At 47.1% G+C, this 17,184-nt stretch carries 14 protein-coding genes, 2 rRNA genes and 1 pseudogene (1 of these 17 cut by a window edge); 12 read left to right on the forward strand and 5 right to left on the reverse strand.

What is annotated here, in order from left to right:
- Positions 1-24: 24 nt before the first annotated feature.
- Entirely contained in the window at positions 25-2,610 is a 2,586-nt protein-coding gene (locus GNE05_RS04655) for a YfhO family protein (protein ID WP_160182512.1), read from the forward strand.
- On the opposite strand, the gene GNE05_RS04660 is transcribed toward GNE05_RS04655, so the two are convergent.
- Positions 2,607-3,590, reverse strand: a complete 984-nt coding sequence (locus tag GNE05_RS04660; protein WP_114354946.1) for a metal-dependent hydrolase — start codon at positions 3,588-3,590, stop codon at positions 2,607-2,609. The two genes, GNE05_RS04655 and GNE05_RS04660, sit on opposite strands and share 4 nt — an antisense overlap.
- A 225-nt stretch (positions 3,591-3,815) precedes the next feature.
- Here GNE05_RS04660 and mutY point away from each other — a divergent pair, with 225 nt between their 5' ends.
- Positions 3,816-4,913 (forward strand): A/G-specific adenine glycosylase, encoded by a 1,098-nt coding sequence (gene mutY / locus GNE05_RS04665; protein ID WP_012117124.1) that lies wholly within the window; start codon positions 3,816-3,818, stop codon positions 4,911-4,913.
- Positions 4,914-4,919: 6 nt separating this feature from the next.
- Here mutY and GNE05_RS04670 read toward each other — a convergent pair whose 3' ends face one another.
- On the reverse strand, positions 4,920-5,144 hold the full coding sequence (locus GNE05_RS04670; protein ID WP_007408563.1) for a hypothetical protein: 225 nt from the start codon (positions 5,142-5,144) through the stop codon (positions 4,920-4,922).
- 81 nt (positions 5,145-5,225) lie between these two features.
- On the opposite strand from GNE05_RS04670, the gene fabL reads away from it, so the two are divergent.
- The 5 genes and pseudogenes from fabL (at position 5,226) to GNE05_RS04695 (ending at position 9,133) form a co-directional block, all read left to right on the forward strand.
- On the forward strand, positions 5,226-5,978 hold the full coding sequence (gene fabL / locus GNE05_RS04675) for an enoyl-[acyl-carrier-protein] reductase FabL (RefSeq protein WP_160182513.1): 753 nt from the start codon (positions 5,226-5,228) through the stop codon (positions 5,976-5,978).
- 84 nt (positions 5,979-6,062) lie between these two features.
- Positions 6,063-6,215: pseudogene (locus GNE05_RS04680) on the forward strand (gamma-type small acid-soluble spore protein); the annotation flags it as partial.
- A gap of 160 nt (positions 6,216-6,375) precedes the next feature.
- On the forward strand, positions 6,376-6,642 hold the full coding sequence (locus tag GNE05_RS04685; protein WP_003155476.1) for a YgaB family protein: 267 nt from the start codon (positions 6,376-6,378) through the stop codon (positions 6,640-6,642).
- A 135-nt stretch (positions 6,643-6,777) separates the two neighbouring features.
- Positions 6,778-7,308: a nucleoside tri-diphosphate phosphatase gene (gene ntdP / locus GNE05_RS04690; protein WP_003155475.1), complete on the forward strand. Its 531-nt coding sequence runs from the start codon at positions 6,778-6,780 to the stop codon at positions 7,306-7,308.
- Positions 7,309-7,390: 82 nt separating this feature from the next.
- On the forward strand, positions 7,391-9,133 hold the full coding sequence (locus GNE05_RS04695; RefSeq protein WP_014417243.1) for an ABC transporter ATP-binding protein: 1,743 nt from the start codon (positions 7,391-7,393) through the stop codon (positions 9,131-9,133).
- A 78-nt stretch (positions 9,134-9,211) separates the two neighbouring features.
- Here the strand turns inward: GNE05_RS04695 and GNE05_RS04700 are convergent, their stop codons facing one another.
- Entirely contained in the window at positions 9,212-10,276 is a 1,065-nt protein-coding gene (locus GNE05_RS04700; protein ID WP_007610190.1) for an aromatic acid exporter family protein, read from the reverse strand.
- Between the two features lie 209 nt (positions 10,277-10,485).
- Complete coding sequence (locus GNE05_RS04705; protein ID WP_007408567.1) at positions 10,486-11,775, reverse strand: glutamate-1-semialdehyde 2,1-aminomutase; 1,290 nt, start codon at positions 11,773-11,775, stop codon at positions 10,486-10,488.
- Positions 11,776-11,932: 157 nt separating this feature from the next.
- On the opposite strand from GNE05_RS04705, the gene bcp reads away from it, so the two are divergent.
- A complete protein-coding gene (gene bcp, locus GNE05_RS04710) occupies positions 11,933-12,406 on the forward strand; it encodes a thioredoxin-dependent thiol peroxidase (RefSeq protein WP_003155466.1) in 474 nt (157 codons plus the stop codon).
- 124 nt (positions 12,407-12,530) lie between these two features.
- Positions 12,531-12,968, forward strand: a complete 438-nt coding sequence (perR, locus tag GNE05_RS04715) for a peroxide-responsive transcriptional repressor PerR (RefSeq protein WP_003155465.1) — start codon at positions 12,531-12,533, stop codon at positions 12,966-12,968.
- Between the two features lie 34 nt (positions 12,969-13,002).
- Here the strand turns inward: perR and GNE05_RS04720 are convergent, their stop codons facing one another.
- On the reverse strand, positions 13,003-13,356 hold the full coding sequence (locus GNE05_RS04720) for a YgzB family protein (RefSeq protein WP_007408568.1): 354 nt from the start codon (positions 13,354-13,356) through the stop codon (positions 13,003-13,005).
- A gap of 202 nt (positions 13,357-13,558) precedes the next feature.
- Here GNE05_RS04720 and GNE05_RS04725 point away from each other — a divergent pair, with 202 nt between their 5' ends.
- The 3 genes from GNE05_RS04725 to GNE05_RS04735 all read left to right on the forward strand — a co-directional run.
- A complete protein-coding gene (locus GNE05_RS04725; protein WP_014417244.1) occupies positions 13,559-14,443 on the forward strand; it encodes a nucleotidyltransferase-like protein in 885 nt (294 codons plus the stop codon).
- Between the two features lie 228 nt (positions 14,444-14,671).
- A 16S ribosomal RNA gene (locus GNE05_RS04730) occupies positions 14,672-16,221 on the forward strand.
- 175 nt (positions 16,222-16,396) lie between these two features.
- A 23S ribosomal RNA gene (locus GNE05_RS04735) occupies positions 16,397-17,184 on the forward strand (it continues 2,142 nt past the right edge of the window).
- Together the 16S and 23S rRNA genes form the textbook arrangement of a ribosomal RNA operon.

Consider the following 17,184-nt stretch of genomic DNA (forward strand, 5'->3'; position numbering starts at 1 on the left):
GTGCGCAGGGTCTGGGGACGTTGTATGAAAAAAAATAAATGGATCTTGCCGGCAGCCTGTGTGCTGGCTGCGGCAGCCGCTCATATTTTTTTCTTAAAAGAGTGGTCGCAAGGCCGCTATATGACGGGGTCTGGAGACGGGATCGCCCAAATGGCGGTCTTCAAAAAGCTGCTGTTTGATCAATATATGAACGGCAGGCTGTTTTACAGCTATTCGTTCGGACTGGGCGGGGGCGTGTACAGTCAGCTCGGCTATTATTTCTCTACTTCTTTTCTATTCCTGTTTATCTCCGCCGCTGTCCGCTTTTTGCAGCTTATTCAGCTGACGGGTGAGGCTGATGCGCTGTTTTGGGCGCAGGCCTCCGTTTTTATCAGCATCGCCAAGCAGAGTTTGATCATATTCACGGCGGCGTGTGTGTTCCGTTATTTCGTCAAACGGACGGTGCCTGCTTTTACCGGCGCCGTGTTGTACGGGGTCTCGATTATCTACTTCCGGCATGAGGTATATTGGGACTTTTTCACTGACAGTATGGTGTGGCTGCCGTTGCTTGTGTTGGGCGCGGAAAAAATCATCCGGGAAAAAAAGCCGGCGTGGTTTATCTTCGCCTGTGCGCTGACATTGATCAACAACTTTTATTTTGCGTATATTAATCTGATTTTCATCGGCGTTTATATCTTATTCAGGTGGGTGATCCCCCTTGAAGGCAATGAGGCGAAAAGGCTCACTCAATGCCGGATATTTATTCTGTCGGGCCTTCTCGGGTTCGGCATAAGCGCAGTTTCCTTTATTCCTGTCGTATACGGATACCTTCATAATCTGCGGCCGCCGTATTCAGAGCATATTGCATGGCTTGATGTTTCCGACAACATTTTATTTTCTAGCCGGATAATCATCCTGCCGGCGGCTTTTTTGCTTTTTCTATTTACATTTACTTTATACAAAAACCGCTTGTTCCGGCTGTTTGCGGGAATCAGTCTGCTGTATATTCTGTTTCACTTCAGTCCGTTCGCGGCAAGTGCCTTTAACGGTTTTTCAGCTCCGCAGAACAGGTTTGAATACGTCCTGTGCTTCACGATTGCCGGAACGGTTTCAGCCGGGCTTTCTAAGCTTTCAGACATCAGCATGAAGAGTATGCTGATGTCCGCCGTACTCGTCGTTCTGCTCTATTGGAGCCAGGTGAGGCGGTACAGTCTGGATATTTCTGATCGCGCCAACCTGCCCGTCATCCTTCTTCTGGTGCTGAGCATAGCCGCTTTCTTTGCAGCAAAGACAAGACTGAAAGGCGCGGTGCCCGCCGTCTATGCCGTCATTTTGCTTACGGCTGTGCTTACGGCTAATACATATGAAAAATATGCTTTATCAGAAGGCGGGAAGATTTATACGGTATCGCATACATTTATGACGGGTGCTCACTATAAAGGCAAAGAACAATCAGAGCTCATTCAGCGTCTGAAAGAAAAAGACCCTGATCCGTTTGCCCGTTTAGATTGGATGAACGGTGTTTTCAATAACACCCCGATCATATACGGGTTCAACGGATTCAGCGTATACTCAAGCATACTGAACCGCAATCTGCTGTCCTTTTACTGGAACGACCTCCAGATTGACATGGGCAGAGAAAGCGTCAGCCGCTATGCGACATTAGGAAACAGGGCTAATTTATACAGCCTGCTTTACGGAAAATATTATATGACGGAAAAAACAAACGAGGTCGGCGTGCCGTACGGGTTCAAAAAAATCATGGAATCATCCCATTATGCGGTTTATCAAAATCAATATATGCTTCCGTTCGTACGGACAGCCGATCGCGTATATAACGAGGGCGGCCTGAAAAAAGCGCCCGCCCTTGCCAGGGAGCGGGCAATGCTTGACGGGATCGTCATGGAATCAAGCACAACCAACACGAAAAAAGCGCCTGAGGCGAAAAATATGATCTGCCATGCAGAGGTAGCGGCCGAACAGGGCGATTATCATAACGGCATCCTGACGGTAAACGAAGACGGCGGCGGCCTGATCATTACGCCGCAAGCCGCTAAGATGGACGGCGGCGATTATTACGTCAGCTTTTATTTGAAGAATAAAGCGAAGGACCAGGGCTTTACATTAAAAGTGAACGATTACACGACAACGAGAAAATCGAATCAATCCATTTACAAAACAGGTGTCAACGATCTTACTGTGAGAGTGCCGAAAACAAAAAACATCCAAATCCGTCTGCCGAAAGGATCGTATCAGCTTGACAGACTGGCGCTTTATGAAGAACGGTACGATACGCTGAAAAGCGCATACCGAAAAGCGGAAAAAGAACCGCGGGCCGATCTCAGCTGGCGCGGAAATACGCTTCATATCTCGTATGATAACAAAACCCGCGCGCCGTATATCATGCTTCCGATTCCATATGAAAAAGGCTGGGAGCTGAAGATAAACGGCAGAAAAGAGCAGATTGAAAAAGCGGATTATTCCTTTATCGGATTTAAAGCACAAAAAGGAAAAAACGATATTCAATTAACGTATTACCCGCCGTTTTTTAAACCCGCGGCCGCTCTATCGGTGATCAGCCTCGTGTTTGCGGCTATATATGTGAGAAGACAAAAAAAGCCCGGCTCTTAAATAGAGCCGAGCTTTAATTTTTTCTGCAATTTTTCCTCGCTGAAAATCCAGCCCGTGTAAGAAGAGAGAAGCTCTAAATCATGACTGAGGTGGACGATGGCGACAAAAGGATAGTGGCCTTTGCTCCGGTAGCGCAAATCAATAAAGCGCACCTCATAATGATCTTTAAAGGTATCGACCTCCCACCTGTAAACGGGGGAAAAGGAAAGAAAGGCTGCAATATTTTCGTCCTGTTTCGCGGCCTTCATCACATCGGTTTCCGGAACGGGCACGCGGTTGAATGTATCCAATATCACGACATGGCCGTCAAGGCTTCTGCCGACATAAAAGGCATGCGCCGTCGTCACGGCGATACGCCACTGCCTGAATTTCATCGTCGGCGAAATAATGATGGTTTCAATCTCCTCTTCAATCATTTCGCGCAGCCTTCGCTTTATCCGCAGCTGCATCAAAAACCGGACGGCGTAATATCCTGCGAGGATGATATAAAGCATCAGAAATGTCACACCCGGATGACCTCCGATATACCACACGGCAATCGCGGCCAAATGGCTGACGAAAATAAACGGATCAAAGGTATTGATTAAACCGAGAGCGATCCATTTTCTAGAAAACGGGCGGATGGCCTGCGTGCCGTACGCGTTAAAAATGTCAACAAACACATGCAAAACGACAGCGAGAAGCGTCCACAGCCACAGGTGCAAAAAGTTCGCTTCCGGATAAAACATAAACAAAATACCCGGAATCAGAACGGACCAAAATAAAACGGCGGGAATGGAGTGCGTGAACCCTCTATGATTTCGAATATAAACGGCATTATTTTTCAGCTTCAATATGGTATCAATATCAGGTGCCTGAGAGCCGGCAAGAGCGGCGATCATAACTGCCTGAGACATGGGGGTGTGCATGCCGACGGCAGGATCAAGAGTTGCGATTCCGCCAAGCGCGATACCCATGACAACGTGAGTGCCAGTATCCATTGTTGACCTCCTAGCAGGCGTTAAAAATCAGTCGCCCGCATATTTCGCATTATAAGATATTCCCCATTTTCTGTTTGCCCAATCATGGCGTTTATCCGCCGTTCTCATATGTTTCCGCTTTTTCTTTATCACTATTTAATGTAACATATTATCGTAACGTGCCCTAAGTTTACACCAAAATACGGTGTCAAGAAAAGCGGAACCCGAAACATCTGAGGAGAAGATATGAACGCACTTGAAGAAAAAATGAAACAAAAAGATATAGACAAATTTCGCGAGGACTTAATTACATGGTTCGAAAGAGAACAGAGAATTCTGCCGTGGAGAGAAAATCAGGACCCGTATCGGGTGTGGGTATCAGAGGTGATGCTGCAGCAGACGCGCGTAGAAACCGTCATTCCTTATTTCCGGCGGTTTGTTGAGCAATTTCCGACCGTTTCGGCGCTCGCTGAAGCCGATGAGGAAAAAGTGCTCAAAGCCTGGGAAGGGCTAGGTTATTACTCCCGTGTAAGAAATCTGCAAAGCGCCGTAAAAGAAGTGCATGAGCGGTACGGGGGAGTCGTCCCTGCCGAGGAAAAGGAATTTGGCGGACTGAAAGGCGTCGGCCCTTATACAAAAGGCGCCGTGCTCAGCATCGCATACAACAAACCGATTCCCGCCGTAGACGGCAATGTGATGCGTGTCATGTCGAGAATTCTTTCCATATGGGACGATATCGCAAAACCTAAAACCAGAACCATTTTCGAACAGGCGGTATCCGCTTTCATTTCTCATGAAAAACCATCTGAATTCAATCAGGGTTTAATGGAGCTCGGCGCGATCATCTGCACCCCGAAATCGCCGTCCTGCCTGCTTTGCCCCGTACAAAAGCACTGTTCGGCATTTGCGGAAGGGACAGAGCGGGAGCTGCCCGTTAAAAGCAAAAAGAAAAAGCCCGGAATAAAAACAATGGCAGCCGTTGTGCTGACAGACGATCAAGGCGATGTCTATATTCATAAACGGCCGCCAAAAGGCTTGCTCGCCAACTTGTGGGAGTTTCCGAATACCGAAACCCAGAAAGGAATCAAAACCGAAAGAGAGCAGCTTGAAGCCTATTTAGAAAAAGAGATGGGAACAACCGCTGAAATCGGGGAGCTGGAAGGCATCGTAGAACATGTTTTCACCCATCTCGTCTGGAATATTTCGGTCTTTTTCGGTAAAGTAAAACAAGTGTCGGATACAACGGAATTCATACGGGTTACAAAAGAGGAGCTCGAGGAATACGCATTTCCCGTTTCCCATCAAAAGATATGGAAAATGGCGGAAGAAAGCGGCCGCCTGTAAAAAGCGTCAGTCATAGCTGACGCGAGTGCCGTGGCCGTAATCCGCTTCATTCCGTTTCAGTCCGCCGCGGGCTTCGATTTCCTGAATCAGTTCCCGGTATTTGGACTGGCCTTCTTCGTTTAAATACGGCATAATTTGCTGGAAGGCATGATGGAAATAGGCGAGCTCTGAATCTCTCCAATCTTTTTTGGGCATCATGGCCAATTCGCCCATATCACGTCCGACATACATATAAAAGACCCCTTTCAACACATATTGCTTTTATTGTTTGTTGAATGAAAAGAACTATACACAGCAAGGAGCTGAGGAAAAATGGAACAAAATAAATGCGCACTGATCACGGGAAGCAGCCGCGGCGTCGGGAAAGCAGCCGCCATCAGACTCGCGGAAAAAGGATACAACATCGTCATCAATTACGCCCGCAGTAAAAAAGCGGCATTAGAAACCGCCGAAGAAATTGAAAAACTCGGCGTTAAAACGCTCGTCATTAAAGCCAATGTCGGCCAGCCGGCAAAAATCAAAGACATGTTCCGCCAGATTGACGAAACATTCGGCAGACTGGACGTGTTCGTCAATAATGCGGCTTCAGGCGTGCTGAGACCGGTCATGGAACTCGAAGAAACACACTGGGACTGGACGATGAATATCAATGCGAAAGCATTGCTTTTCTGCGCCCAGGAAGCAGCAAAGATGATGGAGAAAAACGGAGGCGGCCACATCGTCAGCATCAGCTCGCTCGGCAGCATCCGCTATCTTGAAAACTATACGACGGTCGGTGTCTCAAAAGCCGCTTTAGAATCGTTAACCCGTTATCTGGCGGTTGAGCTGTCTCCGAATAATATCATCGTAAACGCGGTGTCAGGCGGAGCGATTGATACGGACGCGCTGAAGCATTTCCCTAACAGAGATGAACTGCTGGAAGATGCCCGCCAAAATACGCCGGCCGGCAGAATGGTCGAAATTAAAGATATGATCGATACGGTGGAGTTTTTAGTTTCTTCAAAAGCGGATATGATCCGCGGCCAGACCATCATTATTGACGGCGGACGTTCTCTGCTCGTATAAGTTTTAAAAAAAGATGAATAGCCTTATCATCTGCTGCGCATTCTAAAGTGCGTGGAGGTGATAACAATGGCAAACTCAAAATTCAGCAAAACAGACGTTCAGCAGGTGAAAAAACAAAACCAGCAATCAGCTTCCGGTCAGGGGCAATTCGGCACTGAATTCGGCAGTGAAACTGATGTGCAGCAGGTAAGAAAGCAAAACCAATCTGCTGAACAAAACAAACAACAAAACAGCTAATCACTGAAACGAAAAAGCACTTCATCTTCGGATGGAAGTGCTTTTTTTTGTTGCCAAAACGACAAAACTTGTGATTCCTCTACAGAATGAGTCAAAGGGTTTTCCGGCGTAAAATCGAAATGGTAAGGAGTATCAACCTAAAAGCCTAAGGAGGAACCCGATGTCAGAGTTTGAAAAGCTTGTAAGTGAACAGATGAAAATCATGGATCAGCTTCTCGAGCTGCAGTCAGAACTTGACCGCTGCCGGCAGGTGGAAGCGGAACTCATCAGTCTGGAAAGAGATGCAAAGCTGGACAATGTACAGGACGAAATTGCGACAAAGCGAAAAGACCTGGCCGGCATACAGGAGTTATTCCAAAGGCAGACAGAGCAAGTCATCCAGTCTTATCGCAGCACGGAAAAGCCGTCTTCCTATGTGCAGAAATGAATGTGCCATTCCGGAAGCGGAGTGGTTCTTTTATTTTCATTTTTTAATTCGTAACGTTATAATAGTGAAAAGACTTGTCGGAAAGCAATTGCGGCTGCATTGACTGCAGGGCTTTACAGAAAGTAGGGGAGAAATATGGGATATCCCAAGGAAGGAGAAACCATTCAAATTCACAGCTATAAGCATAACGGGCTGCTTCATCGAATTTGGAATGAAACGACGATTTTAAAAAGTACGGAATTGTGTATCATCGGAGCCAACGACCGGACAATGGTGACGGAATCCGACGGACGGACGTGGGTGACGAGAGAACCGGCGATCTGCTACTTTCATGCCCGTCAGTGGTTTAACGTCATCGGAATGCTGAGAGATGACGGGGTACACTATTATTGCAACATCAGCTCGCCGTTCGCTTATGACGGAGAGGCCATCAAATATATTGATTACGATTTGGATGTCAAGGTGTTTCCGGATATGACGTATAACATTCTTGACGAGGATGAATACGATGACCACCGCAAATCAATGAATTACCCTAAAGAGATCGACAGCATTCTGAAGGAGTATCTGAATACGCTGCTGCACTGGATTCATCAGCGGAAAGGACCGTTTGCTCCGGAATTTGTTGATATGTGGTATGAACGGTATCTGCGCTATACAAAATAAAGAATACAATAAAAAACCTGTTGGGGTGTCAACAGGTTTTTCACATGGGCTCACACGCCTTAAAGAGAGAGGGGGATAAAGTGTGGGCGTAATCAGACGCTATATGCAATTTGTAAAACCTTATAAAAAACAAATTTTTATCACAGTGTTAATCGGCATCATAAAATTCTCCATCCCGCTGGCTCTCCCGCTGCTGTTAAAATACGTGGTCGATGACATTATTCAAGGGAGCGGAACGGCAAGCGCTAAAACATCATCGCTATTCACGATAATGGGCATCATGTTCGTGCTGTTTTTAATTCTGCGTCCCCCGGTAGAGTACTATCGGCAATACTTCGCGCAATGGACGGGCAGCCGGGTGCTCTATGATATCAGGGGGGTATTGTTTGATCATATTCAAAAATTGAGCCTGAGGTTTTATGCCAACACGAGAACGGGCGAAGTCATTTCCCGGGTGATAAATGATGTCGAACAGACAAAAGACTTTGTCATAACGGGACTGATGAATATCTGGCTTGATATGATGACGGTGCTGATCGTCATCTGCATTATGTTTACACTCGATGTTAAGCTGACATTGATATCTGTCATTTTGTTTCCGTTATACGGAATTTCAGTGAAATACTTTTACGGCCGCCTCCGAAAACTGACACGTGAGCGTTCTCAGGCACTCGCCCAAGTTCAGGGACATTTGCACGAAAGAGTTCAGGGGATGCCCGTCATCAGAAGTTTTGCCATTGAAGATTATGAACAAGCCAATTTTGATGAAAAAAACGGACATTTTCTGGACAGAGCGATCCGTCATACGAATTGGAACGCAAAAACGTTTGCAGTCGTGAATACCATTACGGATTTGGCGCCGCTGCTCGTTATCGCGTTTGCGGGTTATTTTGTCATAAACGGTCCGCTGACGGTAGGGACGATGGTTGCGTTCGTCGGCTATATTGACAGAATGTACAATCCGGTCAGAAGATTGATCAACTCATCGACGACGCTGACCCAGTCGATCGCTTCAATGGACCGCATATTTGAATTTATCGACGAGCCGTATGAACTGACTGATAAACCGAATGCAGTAAAAGCTGACGGCATTAAGGGCGAAGTTGAATTCCGAAATGTCTCGTTCCGTTATGAGGAAGGAAAAGAAACGATTTTGCAGGACGTTTCCTTAAAGGTGACAAAAGGGGAAACCGTCGCGCTCGTCGGGATGAGCGGCGGCGGTAAATCGACGCTTGTCAGCCTCATACCGCGTTTTTATGATGTATCCGGCGGCAGCCTGCTGATTGACGGCACAGATATTCGCGATTATGAAGCGAGAAGCCTCCGCAATCAAGTCGGAATGGTGCTTCAGGATACGTTTCTGTTCAGTGAGACGATTCGTGAAAATATCGCCATCGGTAAACCGGGAGCGTCTCTGGATGAGGTGGTTGCGGCTGCGAAAGCGGCAAATGCCCATGAATTTATTATGAATTTCCCAGAAGGTTATGAAACCAAAGTCGGCGAACGGGGCGTCAAATTGTCAGGCGGGCAGAAACAGCGGATTTCCATCGCGCGTGTGTTCTTAAAAAATCCGCCGCTGTTAATCTTGGATGAAGCGACATCGGCTCTTGATCTTGAAAGTGAACACTACATTCAGGAAGCGATGGAAAAGCTTGCGAAAAACCGGACGACTTTTATCGTCGCCCACAGGCTGTCCACGATTACGCACGCGGATAAAATTGTCGTCATGGAAAACGGCGCCGTCGTCGAAACCGGCACGCACGAGGAATTAATGGCCCAAGGCGGCCAGTACAGACACTTATTTACGATTCAGAATTTGAACTGATAAAAAAACTTATGCCGTCCGAAAGGCGGCATAAGTTTTTTTGAACGCAAAAAAACCCGGTTTTACGGAAGCACCGGGTTACTCTTCGTCTGTTTCTAATTCGCTGTCTTTCGGGTGGTATGTCTGAAAACTCGTAATTAATGTATCGAGATGCTCCAGCTGCTCGCGGTATTCCGCAACCGCAGCCATAATGCTGAGCATATTGTAATCAAGCAGTTCATCCTCGCAGTTCTGCTGATTTTTCAAGAAAGACTTCGTCAAAAGCTGTTTATATCTTATGCTTTCTTCAGCATCGTCATCATGCGGTTTGATCTTGCCGACCGTCCGCATCAGAATCCTTTCATGCCAATGAAGCAGATAATCAATTTCTTCTGTCAGCGTCTCCTGAAATTCCTCCGGCATATGATAAATCTCGTTTTCATAGCGGTGCAGCTTTTTCAGCGTATCAAGCGCCCGATTCGCCGTAATAATCGCCTGTCTGAACAATACAAGCTTGCGCGACTTTACATACGTCGTTTTCTTAAAGTAGCTTCTCTCCTCTTTATAAAGGAGGTACGTATGATCAAGCTTCATCATCTTTTCCTTCAGCTTCTCAATATCCTCTTTCAATATCGAGTGTTCCGTGGACTGACGCATCGTCAGCCTGATCCATTTCATGATCTCATCGGTATATTCAACCGTATGATGAGTCAGCTTCGTTTCGTATTTCGGCGGAAGAAACACAAGGTTCACAATAAAAGAAGACAGCACGCCTAAAATAACGGTGCTTGTTCGTATCAGAGCGAACGTCAGGAAGCTGTTTCCCGGTGTTTCTAAAATTGCGATAACCGTCACGAGCGCAATCGAAATGGTGTGTTCAATTTTCAGTTTTAACATGATCGTGATGACAATCACTGCGGTCAATCCGATCATAATCGGACTCGGTCCGAAAATCAGTCCGAATGCCGTAGCGATGACAGCGCCGATGATATTTGCCTGAACCTGATCAATAATGATAAGAAAAGACCTGTAAATAGAGGGCTGTATGGCAAATATAGCTGCAATCCCGGCAAAGATCGGCGACGGAAGTCCGATCCATGATGCTAAGTAGAGCGCGAGCGTAATCGCAATCCCTGTTTTAAAAATGCGGGCACCAAGTTTCATTGGTTTGTGCGTGCATTCCTTTCTCTAATAAATTATGTGCCGAACGAACGGCTGACACTTACATTTCCCTGTCGGCTGATTTGCTAAACAATAAAGTAATATACAGGGATCATACCAATTATTCAAGGTCTTTTTTTGAAAAAACCATTATCTCACAAATCGGACAAAAAGAAAAAGCGGAAGCCCCGGGCTCCCGCTTGTTTCAGCAGTTATTTTTTCATATGTCTGAACGCATCTTCAACGGCTTGTAAAGTGGCGTCGATATCCTCTTCAGTATGTGCGGTTGTGATAAACCAAGCTTCATACTTCGATGGAGCGAGATTGATGCCGCGCTCAAGCATCAGCTTGAAGAACTTGGCGAATGCTTCTCCGTCCGTATTTTCCGCCTGCTCGTAATTGACGATTTTTTCATCAGTGAAGTAAACCGTGAGCGCGCCTTTTAAACGGTTGACGGTGATGGTAATGCCGTGTGTCTCCGCATGGGCGAGAATGCCTTGCTCAAGTCTGGCGCCGAGCTCATCAAGCCGCTCATAAACGCCTTCTTCCTTCAGCACTTCCAGGCAGGCGATGCCTGATAGGATAGATGCCGGGTTTCCGGCCATCGTGCCGGCTTGATATGCCGGGCCGAGCGGAGCAACCTGCTCCATGATCTCTTTTTTGCCTCCGTAAGCGCCGATCGGCAAGCCGCCCCCGATAATTTTACCGAGCGCCGTTAAATCAGGCTTCACTTGAAGAAGATCCTGCGCGCCTCCGTACATAAAACGGAACGCCGTGATCACTTCATCATAAATAACGAGCGCGCCCGCTTTATGGGTCAATTCATTTACCTGTTCTAAAAATCCTTCTTCAGGTTCAACGATGCCGAAGTTGCCGACGATCGGCTCGACGAGAACCGCTGCAATTTCCGAACCCCATTTATCCAGCGCGGCTTTGTAGCTTTCAATATCATTGAAAGGAACGGTAATCACCTCATTGGCGATGCTTTTCGGCACGCCGGCGGAATCAGGAGTGCCGAGCGTAGACGGACCGGAACCCGCAGCGACAAGTACAAGATCAGAATGGCCGTGATAGCAGCCGGCGAATTTAATGATTTTTGTCCGGCCTGTATAAGCGCGTGCAACCCGGATCGTTGTCATTACCGCTTCAGTGCCTGAGTTTACGAATCGTACTTTATCAAGTGAAGGAATGGCCTCCTTCAGCATTTTGGCGAAAGTGACCTCATGTTTGGTCGGCGTCCCGTACAGCACACCGTTTTCAGCCGCTGTTTTAATCGCTTCAGTAATATGCGGATGGGCATGTCCGGTAATAATCGGGCCGTAAGCCGCTAAATAATCGATATACTGATTCCCGTCTACATCCCAGAAATAAGCGCCGTTCGCTTTTTCCATCGCAACGGGTGAACCGCCGCCTACCGCTTTATAGGATCTGGACGGGCTGTTCACGCCTCCGACGATATGCTCTAACGCTTCCTTATGAAGTTCAACTGATTTTGTATACAAAAAATGACCCTCCTAATATCTCCTTACATCATGTTCTATTGTAGCATGCTTCATTGCGAGCACAACGGTTCATGCTTCCAGAAAAGAGCGGGAGGATAACGGTTGTAATCTTAACGTGAATTGGATACGCTTAATAAAAAACCCGGAGGTATAAGAAATGACGATTGAAATCGGACAAACAGCACCGGATATGAAATTAGTGAATGACAGCGGGGAAGAAGTAGCATTGACGGATTTTAAAGGGAAGTACGTCGTTCTCTATTTTTATCCGAAAGACATGACACCCGGATGCACGACGGAAGCATGTGATTTCCGTGATCAGCACGAAAGTTTCGCGGGACTTGATGCGGTTATCATCGGAGTAAGCCCTGACAGCCGTGATAAACATGAAAAATTTAAGCAAAAACACGATCTTCCTTTCCAGCTCCTCGTTGATGATGAGCACAAATTGGCGGAAGCTTTTGATGTGTGGAAGCTGAAGAAGAATTTTGGGAAAGAATATATGGGTATCGAGCGATCCACTTTTTTGTTAGACAAAGAAGGCCGTCTTGTGAAGGAGTGGAGAAAGGTAAAAGTGAAAGATCACGTTGCCGAGGCGCTTCGCGAATTGGAACAAATTGCGTCTAATTAATGGACAAATGCTGAACTCACGGGGTTTTCTTCAGATTACATTTGACAGGAGACCGGAAAAAGATGTACACTAATTATAAACATTATAAAGTAAGAATCTTTTTTAGAAGAGAGGTGCATGACGGATGGCTGCACATGAATTAAAAGAAGCCTTAGACACGTTGAAGGATACGGGAGTCCGGATTACTCCTCAACGTCATGCCATTCTGGAATATCTCGTGGATTCTATGGCACATCCGACAGCGGACGATATATATAAAGCCTTGGAAGGGAAATTCCCTAATATGAGTGTTGCGACAGTGTATAACAATTTGCGTGTATTCCGGGAAGCGGGGCTTGTAAAGGAACTGACGTACGGAGATGCGTCCAGCAGATTTGACTTTGTCACCTCTGACCATTATCACGCCATTTGTGAAAGCTGCGGAAAAATCGTAGACTTCCATTATCCCGGGCTTGACGAAGTGGAACAGCTTGCGGCTCACGTCACGGGGTTTAAGGTAAGCCACCACCGTTTGGAGATTTACGGCGTCTGCCAAGAATGTTCCAAAAAAGAAAACCACTAAACGAAGCTGACCGCTTTGATACGGTCAGCTTCGTTTATTTTACACTGTTTTTTCTGTTATAAGACTCATCGAACGCTTTGCCTTCCAATCCTTTATCCAATGTAAGCGGCTCTCTGCAATGCATGCACATATCCACTCTGCCCAGAATCTTCGTTTCTTTCTCGCAAGCGGGGCACATCACCCGGACCGCTTTTGTGGACAGCATGCCGATCCAAAAATAAACGGCGGTGCTGAGCCCGATCGACAGCAGGCCGAGAATCATAAACAAGCTGGCAAGCAAAACAGACTGCTTAAAGAACAGCCCGATGTACATAATGATAAACCCAACGAAAACCAAACTTAACGCAAACGTTCTGATCTTATTAATTTTGCTTGAGTATTTCGCCATGTCCATCCCCCTCTCATTTAACTATAGCACAAAACAGATGGCATATTCTTCATGTTTTCGTAAGAAAAGGGAAGAATAAATATGGCACCTGAAAGGAAATTTGTTATAATAGTGCAATGTGTTTAGAAAAAAGGACTTTCATGTTTTATCATAGAAATGTAGAAACAATAGCTAGTGAAACAATCGCATTGGAGGAATCGTAATGGACAATCTTCTCCGTCCAATTTACCAAGAAAGAGCAAGTCATCCCGATACGCTGGCCGTCCTTATGATTGAGAGAAGGAGTAAAGCATCATCCATCACGGATAACTTTGATGCGGTCATGCTTGTCATTGTCAAACAGGCTGATGAACCTCTTTTTATAAAGCATTATGAATTCGAACAAAAAACCGCCTCTTTACATATTGTAACGGATGCTCTGCTTCAGGAATGGATTCTGCTTGGGACAAATAGAAGAGTCATAGATTGGATCATCAACGGCAAAGTGCTGTTTGACCGCAATGAATATATATCTGAACTCAATGACCGGCTCAGCACTTTTCCTTTCGCCGAGCGGAAATTAAAGATCGGAATGGAATACGGCAAGCTGATCAGAAGATTTGTAGAAGGAAAAGCGTTTTTTGAAGCTGATCATTTTCTGGATGCATATTATGCGGTAGTGCATGCTCTTCACCACTTGGCCCGCATAGAAGTGATTGACCGGGGGTTTTATCCCGAAACGACAGTCTGGAACCAGGTCCGTCACATTGAGCCGCAGGTATATAAGCTATATTCCGAACTTGTCGAGAGTCACGAAAGTTTGGAGAAAAGGCTCGAATTATTATTCTTAGCAAATGATTTTCTCATCCATTCAAAAGCTGAAATCGGTTCTGCGCACCTTTTTCAAGTGATGAAAGAAAAAGAAATGTGGCAGTTTGGAGAATTGCTGCAGCACCCTGAACTGCTGCACTTCACCCAAGATCTTGGTGTCATGCTTGATTACCTGACGGAAAAAGGCTTTGTTGAAGTATCTCAAATAGAGACCAAAGGGCAGGAAGTATATCATCGAGGATATTCTTTCAAAAAAAGTGTTGACGCTGAATCATAGGCATGGTATATTATTAAACGTCGCTGATGCGCTTCAACAAAAAGCTCACAGCGGCGGAGAAATAAAAACAAAAAAACATTTGACAGCAACTTGCTGGAATGTTATACTGAAAAAGTCGCCTCGAGATGAGGTTGAGATGATCTTTGAAAACTAAACAAGACAAAACGTACCTGTTAATTCAAAGTTTTAAATAAATCGCACAGCGATGTGCGTAGTCAGTCAAACACTTTATCGGAGAGTTTGATCCTGGCTCAGGACGAACGCTGGCGGCGTGCCTAATACATGCAAGTCGAGCGGACAGATGGGAGCTTGCTCCCTGATGTTAGCGGCGGACGGGTGAGTAACACGTGGGTAACCTGCCTGTAAGACTGGGATAACTCCGGGAAACCGGGGCTAATACCGGATGGTTGTTTGAACCGCATGGTTCAGACATAAAAGGTGGCTTCGGCTACCACTTACAGATGGACCCGCGGCGCATTAGCTAGTTGGTGAGGTAACGGCTCACCAAGGCAACGATGCGTAGCCGACCTGAGAGGGTGATCGGCCACACTGGGACTGAGACACGGCCCAGACTCCTACGGGAGGCAGCAGTAGGGAATCTTCCGCAATGGACGAAAGTCTGACGGAGCAACGCCGCGTGAGTGATGAAGGTTTTCGGATCGTAAAGCTCTGTTGTTAGGGAAGAACAAGTGCCGTTCAAATAGGGCGGCACCTTGACGGTACCTAACCAGAAAGCCACGGCTAACTACGTGCCAGCAGCCGCGGTAATACGTAGGTGGCAAGCGTTGTCCGGAATTATTGGGCGTAAAGGGCTCGCAGGCGGTTTCTTAAGTCTGATGTGAAAGCCCCCGGCTCAACCGGGGAGGGTCATTGGAAACTGGGGAACTTGAGTGCAGAAGAGGAGAGTGGAATTCCACGTGTAGCGGTGAAATGCGTAGAGATGTGGAGGAACACCAGTGGCGAAGGCGACTCTCTGGTCTGTAACTGACGCTGAGGAGCGAAAGCGTGGGGAGCGAACAGGATTAGATACCCTGGTAGTCCACGCCGTAAACGATGAGTGCTAAGTGTTAGGGGGTTTCCGCCCCTTAGTGCTGCAGCTAACGCATTAAGCACTCCGCCTGGGGAGTACGGTCGCAAGACTGAAACTCAAAGGAATTGACGGGGGCCCGCACAAGCGGTGGAGCATGTGGTTTAATTCGAAGCAACGCGAAGAACCTTACCAGGTCTTGACATCCTCTGACAATCCTAGAGATAGGACGTCCCCTTCGGGGGCAGAGTGACAGGTGGTGCATGGTTGTCGTCAGCTCGTGTCGTGAGATGTTGGGTTAAGTCCCGCAACGAGCGCAACCCTTGATCTTAGTTGCCAGCATTCAGTTGGGCACTCTAAGGTGACTGCCGGTGACAAACCGGAGGAAGGTGGGGATGACGTCAAATCATCATGCCCCTTATGACCTGGGCTACACACGTGCTACAATGGACAGAACAAAGGGCAGCGAAACCGCGAGGTTAAGCCAATCCCACAAATCTGTTCTCAGTTCGGATCGCAGTCTGCAACTCGACTGCGTGAAGCTGGAATCGCTAGTAATCGCGGATCAGCATGCCGCGGTGAATACGTTCCCGGGCCTTGTACACACCGCCCGTCACACCACGAGAGTTTGTAACACCCGAAGTCGGTGAGGTAACCTTTTAGGAGCCAGCCGCCGAAGGTGGGACAGATGATTGGGGTGAAGTCGTAACAAGGTAGCCGTATCGGAAGGTGCGGCTGGATCACCTCCTTTCTAAGGATTTTAACGGAATATAAGACCTTGGGTCTTATAAACAGAACGTTCCCTGTCTTGTTTAGTTTTGAAGGATCATTTGATTCTTCGAGATGTTGTTCTTTGAAAACTAGATAACAGAAGTAATTCACATTCAATTAGTAATGCAAGATATCACGTAGTGATTCTTTTTAACGGTTAAGTTAGAAAGGGCGCACGGTGGATGCCTTGGCACTAGGAGCCGATGAAGGACGGGACGAACACCGATATGCTTCGGGGAGCTGTAAGCAAGCTTTGATCCGGAGATTTCCGAATGGGGAAACCCACCACTCGTAATGGAGTGGTATCCATATCTGAATACATAGGATATGAGAAGGCAGACCCGGGGAACTGAAACATCTAAGTACCCGGAGGAAGAGAAAGCAAATGCGATTCCCTGAGTAGCGGCGAGCGAAACGGGACCAGCCCAAACCAAGAGGCTTGCCTCTTGGGGTTGTAGGACACTCTGTACGGAGTTACAAAGGAACGAGGTAGATGAAGAGGTCTGGAAAGGCCCGCCATAGGAGGTAACAGCCCTGTAGTCAAAACTTCGTTCTCTCCTGAGTGGATCCTGAGTACGGCGGAACACGTGAAATTCCGTCGGAATCCGGGAGGACCATCTCCCAAGGCTAAATACTCCCTAGTGACCGATAGTGAACCAGTACCGTGAGGGAAAGGTGAAAAGCACCCCGGAAGGGGAGTGAAAGAGATCCTGAAACCGTGTGCCTACAAGTAGTCAGAGCCCGTTAACGGGTGATGGCGTGCCTTTTGTAGAATGAACCGGCGAGTTACGATCCCGTGCAAGGTTAAGCAGAAGATGCGGAGCCGCAGCGAAAGCGAGTCTGAATAGGGCGAATTGAGTACGTGGTCGTAGACCCGAAACCAGGTGATCTACCCATGTCCAGGGTGAAGTTCAGGTAACACTGAATGGAGGCCCGAACCCAC

The organism is Bacillus sp. AM1(2019) (assembly GCF_009906915.1).
Lineage (GTDB): Bacteria > Bacillota > Bacilli > Bacillales > Bacillaceae > Bacillus > Bacillus velezensis.

Coding starts and splice junctions, on each gene's coding strand:
- fabL (WP_160182513.1), top strand. CDS start 5,226: ATGGAACAAAATAAATGCGCACTGATCACGGGAAGCAGCCGCGGCGTC.
- GNE05_RS04700 (WP_007610190.1), bottom strand. CDS start 10,276: ATGAAACTTGGTGCCCGCATTTTTAAAACAGGGATTGCGATTACGCTC.
- perR (WP_003155465.1), top strand. CDS start 12,531: ATGGCTGCACATGAATTAAAAGAAGCCTTAGACACGTTGAAGGATACG.
- GNE05_RS04670 (WP_007408563.1), bottom strand. CDS start 5,144: ATGTATGTCGGACGTGATATGGGCGAATTGGCCATGATGCCCAAAAAA.
- ntdP (WP_003155475.1), top strand. CDS start 6,778: ATGGGATATCCCAAGGAAGGAGAAACCATTCAAATTCACAGCTATAAG.
- GNE05_RS04660 (WP_114354946.1), bottom strand. CDS start 3,590: ATGGATACTGGCACTCACGTTGTCATGGGTATCGCGCTTGGCGGAATC.
- GNE05_RS04720 (WP_007408568.1), bottom strand. CDS start 13,356: ATGGCGAAATACTCAAGCAAAATTAATAAGATCAGAACGTTTGCGTTA.
- bcp (WP_003155466.1), top strand. CDS start 11,933: ATGACGATTGAAATCGGACAAACAGCACCGGATATGAAATTAGTGAAT.
- mutY (WP_012117124.1), top strand. CDS start 3,816: ATGAACGCACTTGAAGAAAAAATGAAACAAAAAGATATAGACAAATTT.
- GNE05_RS04725 (WP_014417244.1), top strand. CDS start 13,559: ATGGACAATCTTCTCCGTCCAATTTACCAAGAAAGAGCAAGTCATCCC.
- GNE05_RS04655 (WP_160182512.1), top strand. CDS start 25: ATGAAAAAAAATAAATGGATCTTGCCGGCAGCCTGTGTGCTGGCTGCG.
- GNE05_RS04685 (WP_003155476.1), top strand. CDS start 6,376: ATGTCAGAGTTTGAAAAGCTTGTAAGTGAACAGATGAAAATCATGGAT.